The 4,803-nt window shown below is 39.4% G+C and carries 4 protein-coding genes; all 4 read left to right on the top strand.

Annotation, left to right across the window (positions count from 1 at the left end; all coding sequences use genetic code 11):
• Positions 1–256 precede the first annotated feature (256 nt).
• On the top strand, positions 257–1,720 hold the full coding sequence (gene hdcC, locus G577_RS0109935) for a histidine-histamine antiporter (protein WP_013650697.1): 1,464 nt from the start codon (positions 257–259) through the stop codon (positions 1,718–1,720).
• A 281-nt stretch (positions 1,721–2,001) separates the two neighbouring features.
• Positions 2,002–2,952, top strand: a complete 951-nt coding sequence (gene hdcA, locus G577_RS0109930) for a histidine decarboxylase, pyruvoyl type (RefSeq protein ID WP_013650698.1) — start codon at positions 2,002–2,004, stop codon at positions 2,950–2,952.
• A gap of 33 nt (positions 2,953–2,985) precedes the next feature.
• Positions 2,986–3,510, top strand: a complete 525-nt coding sequence (hdcB, locus tag G577_RS0109925) for a histidine decarboxylase maturation protein HdcB (RefSeq protein WP_013650699.1) — start codon at positions 2,986–2,988, stop codon at positions 3,508–3,510.
• Positions 3,511–3,883: 373 nt separating this feature from the next.
• On the top strand, positions 3,884–4,803 hold a 920-nt coding region (gene hisS, locus G577_RS0109920; RefSeq protein WP_028791035.1), incomplete at its 3' end, for a histidine--tRNA ligase.

The following is a 4,803-nucleotide window of genomic DNA, read 5'->3' as shown; positions in this document are numbered from 1 at the left end:
ACCAGCGACCGCTTAAAATACTCGACTGGCAAACACCGTATCAGGTTATGCTGACAAATTTGTCCAAAAATTCGGATTAAATTTGCAATCTACCATTAAAGTTCGTATTAATGAATAGGTGTTTTTCTTCACAATCTCATTGTAATTTGTGCAATTTAGTGCAATAATTATTTTCGGGGAAGGCGCTTATTGTTTGTTTACATTTTTATTCTTCAAAATTTTCCCAGGATAATTGAATAGGAAGGAAGTCTGATCTATGGACGACGCTGAACGCGCTAAAAAGCCAGAAGCCGGCAAAATGGGTTTTGTTGGCCTTGTTGCTCTTTGTGTTAGCGCAATGGTAGGTTCGGGGGTTTTCGACTTACCAAAAAATATGTCGCAAGTAGCTGGTGTTAATGCACAGCTGATTGCTTGGATTACCACGGCCATCGGGATTTGGTTTATCGCTGAAACATTTGTGATCCTCAGTGATGTTAAACCTGATCTTCAGGCTGGACTTTATAAATACGGCGAGATTGGATTTGGTCCATTCACCGGATTCTTCACAGCATGGGGCTACTTTGTATGTGAATGTGCTGCCAATGCTGCTTACGCTGTTTTAACTATGAGTACTCTGGATTACTTTTTCCCAGGCACTTTTACAGGCGGAAACAACTGGCCATCAGTTATTGGAGCTTCAATTATTACATGGTTACTGACCGCACTTGTGCTCCGTGGCGTTGAAGTTTCAAGTACCGTACAAAAGTTTTCTACTGCAATTATGTTAGCAGTTGTTGTTGTATTCTTGGTAACTGTTATTTCTCACTTCAACCTGAATACATTTACCACGAACGCTAATGCTTCACAGGCTATCCCATCAAGAGGCGACAAACCAATGGGAAGTGTTATGCATCAACTGATGGGTACTATGATGGTTACCCTTTGGATGTTTGGTGGTGTTGAAGGTGCTGTTGTTATGTCTGGAAAGGCACGCAATCCTAAGCAAGTACCAAAGGCAACAATCACTGGATTTATTATTTGTATCGTTATGTACACCCTCGTTGGTATGCTTTCCTTAGGTGTTTACTCATATGGACAATTGGCCCACTTGACTTCACCATCAACTGCATACATCTTAACTGATCTCTGGCACAGTACCATTGGTCGTGACGTTATCACGGTTGCATTACTGTTCGCCGTATTCTCAAGTTGGATCTCTTGGATTCAAATGCTTGCAGAATTGCCGCAACATGCCGCTTCAGAGGATGGGGCCTTTCCTCGTGCTTTTGCACATGTTTCCAAGAGAAATGTACCCGACTTCTCAGTAATCATGGCCACACTGGTAATTCAAGTGATCATTATCATTGCTCACTTTGATTTGAATGCATATCAAATGTTGTTGACTGTTGTGGGTACCATGACGGTTCCACCATTTTTAATTTCAGAAATGTATCTTATCAAGATCAGTCGTAAGGATGGCGAGTTTGCAAAGGGAGCAAAACACTCTCCACGAAAAGCAATGATAATTGCTGTGCTTGCGCTAGCATACACACTGATCATGGGTGTATCCGCAGGTATTAAGTACACGGCAATTGCATTCATTGCGTATGCAATTGGAATTCCATTCTATATTTGGGCACGGAAACAATATAACAAGCCTATGTTTACCAAAGGTGAAGCAGTATTTGCTATTATAATTGTCGCTGTGGCTGTTTATGGGATTTATGCATTAATGGCTTAAAATTCATTACCAATAACTACAAATCATACTTTGTGTATTCTATTTGAGAAAAGACGCTATGAAATGACCGTTTCCAGCGTCTTTTCTTTTGCCTGAAAAGATTGATGATTCGCGGCAACAAAGGGTCCTGGAGCGATCAAAAAATTAAATAGTGATTAGAAAGCGATTATATTTCTATCAATTTTCATTCTGATATTGTAAAAAAATGAACAGGTGGTAACATGTACTTGTAAACAGAAATAAAGCGCTTTTCTTTATTTTTTAAAATGGAGGTAACAATTATGTCAGAGTTTGATAAAAAGTTGAACACACTTGGGGTTGACCGTATCTCAGTGAGTCCATACAAGAAATGGTCTAGAGGGTATCTTGAACCAGGAAACGTTGGTAATGGATATGTTTCAGGACTTAAAGTAGATGCTGGTGTCGTTGATAAAACCGATGATATGATCCTTGATGGTATTGTTTCGTATGACCGTGCGGAAACAAAGAATGCCTATATTGGACAAATCAACATGACTACTGCATCAAGTTTCTCTGGTGTTGGTGGAACTGTTCTTGGTTATGACATCCTTCGTAACCCTGAAGTTGACAAAGCTAAGCCATTATTTACTGAAAAACAATGGGACGGTAGTGAACTTCCAATTTACGATGCAAAGCCTTTACAAGATAATTTAGTTGAATACTTTGGTACTAAAGACGATATGCGTCACTATCCTGCTCCAGGTGCATTTGTATGCTGTGCCAACAAAGGTGTAACTGCAGAACGTCCAAAGAACGATGCAGATATGAAGCCTGGTCAAGGATATGGTGTTTGGTCAGCAATCGCAATTTCATTTGCAAAGGATCCAACTAAGTACGCAAGTATGTACGTTGAAGATGCTGGTGTTTGGGAGACTCCTAACGAAGATGAATTGATTGAATATCTTAAGGGCCGTCGTAATGCAATGGCTAAGTCAATTGCAGCCTGTGGCGAACACACTGCCGGCGAAAATGGTGGTGCCGTATTCACAAGCTCATGGATTGGATTTGCACATGCAATGATGAAGCCAGGACAAGTTGGTAATGCAATTACTGTTGCTCCTTATATTGCAATGCCTGTTGATTCAATTCCAGGTGGCTCAATTCTTACACCTGATACTGACATGGATATTATGCAGAATCTTACTATGCCAGAATGGCTTGACAAGATGGGTTACCAATCATTAACTAAGGGTGGAAACATCAATTATTAATTTGGATTCCACTTTAAGGCTTGGGAGATAATTATGATTAATGTGAGTGATGCTAACAATACTACTGTTCAATCTGTCATTTCTTATGAGTCTATGCCTGACTTTGTTGGGAAATATCTGTCAGATATTCCTGATAAAATAAGTCAAGTCATTCTGAATCAGCGATCTAATGGAAGCGAGATATATCTTACTTCTATGAAGAATGTTTATCTCCTTACTGCACATGGAATCTCCGCAATGAAGAAAGAGGCAGTACAGAGTGCTCACTTCGAAAAGGGTGCACCGCATGGATCTATCACCATTACCTTTAAAGATGGGTCTGTATGGAATCCGACAGACATAATTTATGGACGTGCTTTTGATTTTGTTCAAGATACAAAGCCGCGGGATATTAACATCGCTGGTTACGATCATACCGTTAGAGGCGAGTTCCCACAGCTACTTGATCCTGATCATGCTGAGGAAGTTGATAAATTACGCAAATGGATGCAGGATGGACACATTAGTCATTATCAATATGATGATGCTAATCCTGTGCTGCCCAAGGCTGGTAAGTAAATTTTGTAACGGTATTTTGGAATGCAATAGAATTTTAACTTTTCTATTGACTTTCTAATAAAAGCAGGTATCATATAGTTAATTAGTTTTGATTAGATAAAAGAACATTGTTGTAATTCAAAAGAGATCCAACACAGGCTGAAAGTTGGTTAACAATGTAAGTCACATCTATGAACTAAAACTTGTGAAATCAAAGTAGCGAGTTTCGCCAAGTGCGTTATAACTTGTAGGTTCACCCCTTTCATTTATATGTGGACCTACTGAGGCAATGTTCGTGAGGACATTGCAAAACTGAGGTGGAACCGCGATAGAACGCCCTCTAGAGTATATGACTCTGGAGGGCGTTATTTTATTATAGAAAGGGAGAATTGTTATGACTGATGTAAATTACCAAAGACTAAAAGGAACTGTAGATATTTTACCTGGAGAAATCGAAGTATGGCAAAAGGTTGAAAAAATTGCACGTGATACCTTTAACCAGTTTGGATATCGAGGAATTCGTACTCCAATCTTTGAAAACTATAATGTCTTCGCACGTAATGTAGGTGACACTTCCGATATTGTTGAAAAACAAATGTATGATTTTGATGATAGGGGCGGCCGCAGATTAGCACTTCGTCCAGAAGGAACTGCCGGCACAGTTCGAGCATATGTTGAAAATAAGTTATTTGGTCCAGAATATCCAAAGCCTTATAAAGTGTATTACATGGGGCCAATGTTCCGATATGAACGTCCACAGTCCGGCCGACAACGTCAATTCACACAGATTGGTTGTGAGGCACTAAATAGTGAATCACCTCAAATTGATGTTGAAGTTATTTCAGAAGCCCTTCAATTCTTCAAGCAACTTGGAATTAATGATCTAAAGCTTACAGTCAACACTCTAGGTGACAAAGAAACACGGGACGCATACCACAAAGCACTCATTGACTACTTAAAACCATATTATGATCAGCTCAGTGATGATTCCAAAGAGCGTATGTACAAGAATCCATTACGAGTTCTTGATAGTAAAGATGAGACTGATCAAAAGATCGTTGCAAATGCACCTTCAATTCTTGATTCGTTAAGTGATTATTCAGCAAAGTATTTTGAAGAAGTTAAAAAGTTACTCGACAAACTCAATATTAAATATGAGATCGATTCAGATATGGTTCGTGGATTGGATTATTATACTCAAACCATTTTTGAAATTATGTCTGATTCTGACGTGTTTGGTGGTGGATATGTAACTGTATGCGGCGGTGGACGTTATAACGGCTTGATTTCACAACTTGGTGGACCTGATGAAGG

Origin of the sequence: Tetragenococcus muriaticus DSM 15685 (assembly GCF_000423785.1) — a bacterium.
Lineage (GTDB): Bacteria > Bacillota > Bacilli > Lactobacillales > Enterococcaceae > Tetragenococcus > Tetragenococcus muriaticus.
The sequence above is the reverse complement of the archived record's forward strand: the minus strand, read 5'-3'. Positions and strand labels throughout refer to the sequence as shown.

What these genes read in the sequence shown, in the direction of transcription:
- hdcC (WP_013650697.1), top strand. Translation starts at nt 257, where the DNA reads ATGGACGACGCTGAACGCGCTAAAAAGCCAGAAGCCGGCAAAATGGGT.
- hdcA (WP_013650698.1), top strand. Translation starts at nt 2,002, where the DNA reads ATGTCAGAGTTTGATAAAAAGTTGAACACACTTGGGGTTGACCGTATC.
- hdcB (WP_013650699.1), top strand. Translation starts at nt 2,986, where the DNA reads ATGATTAATGTGAGTGATGCTAACAATACTACTGTTCAATCTGTCATT.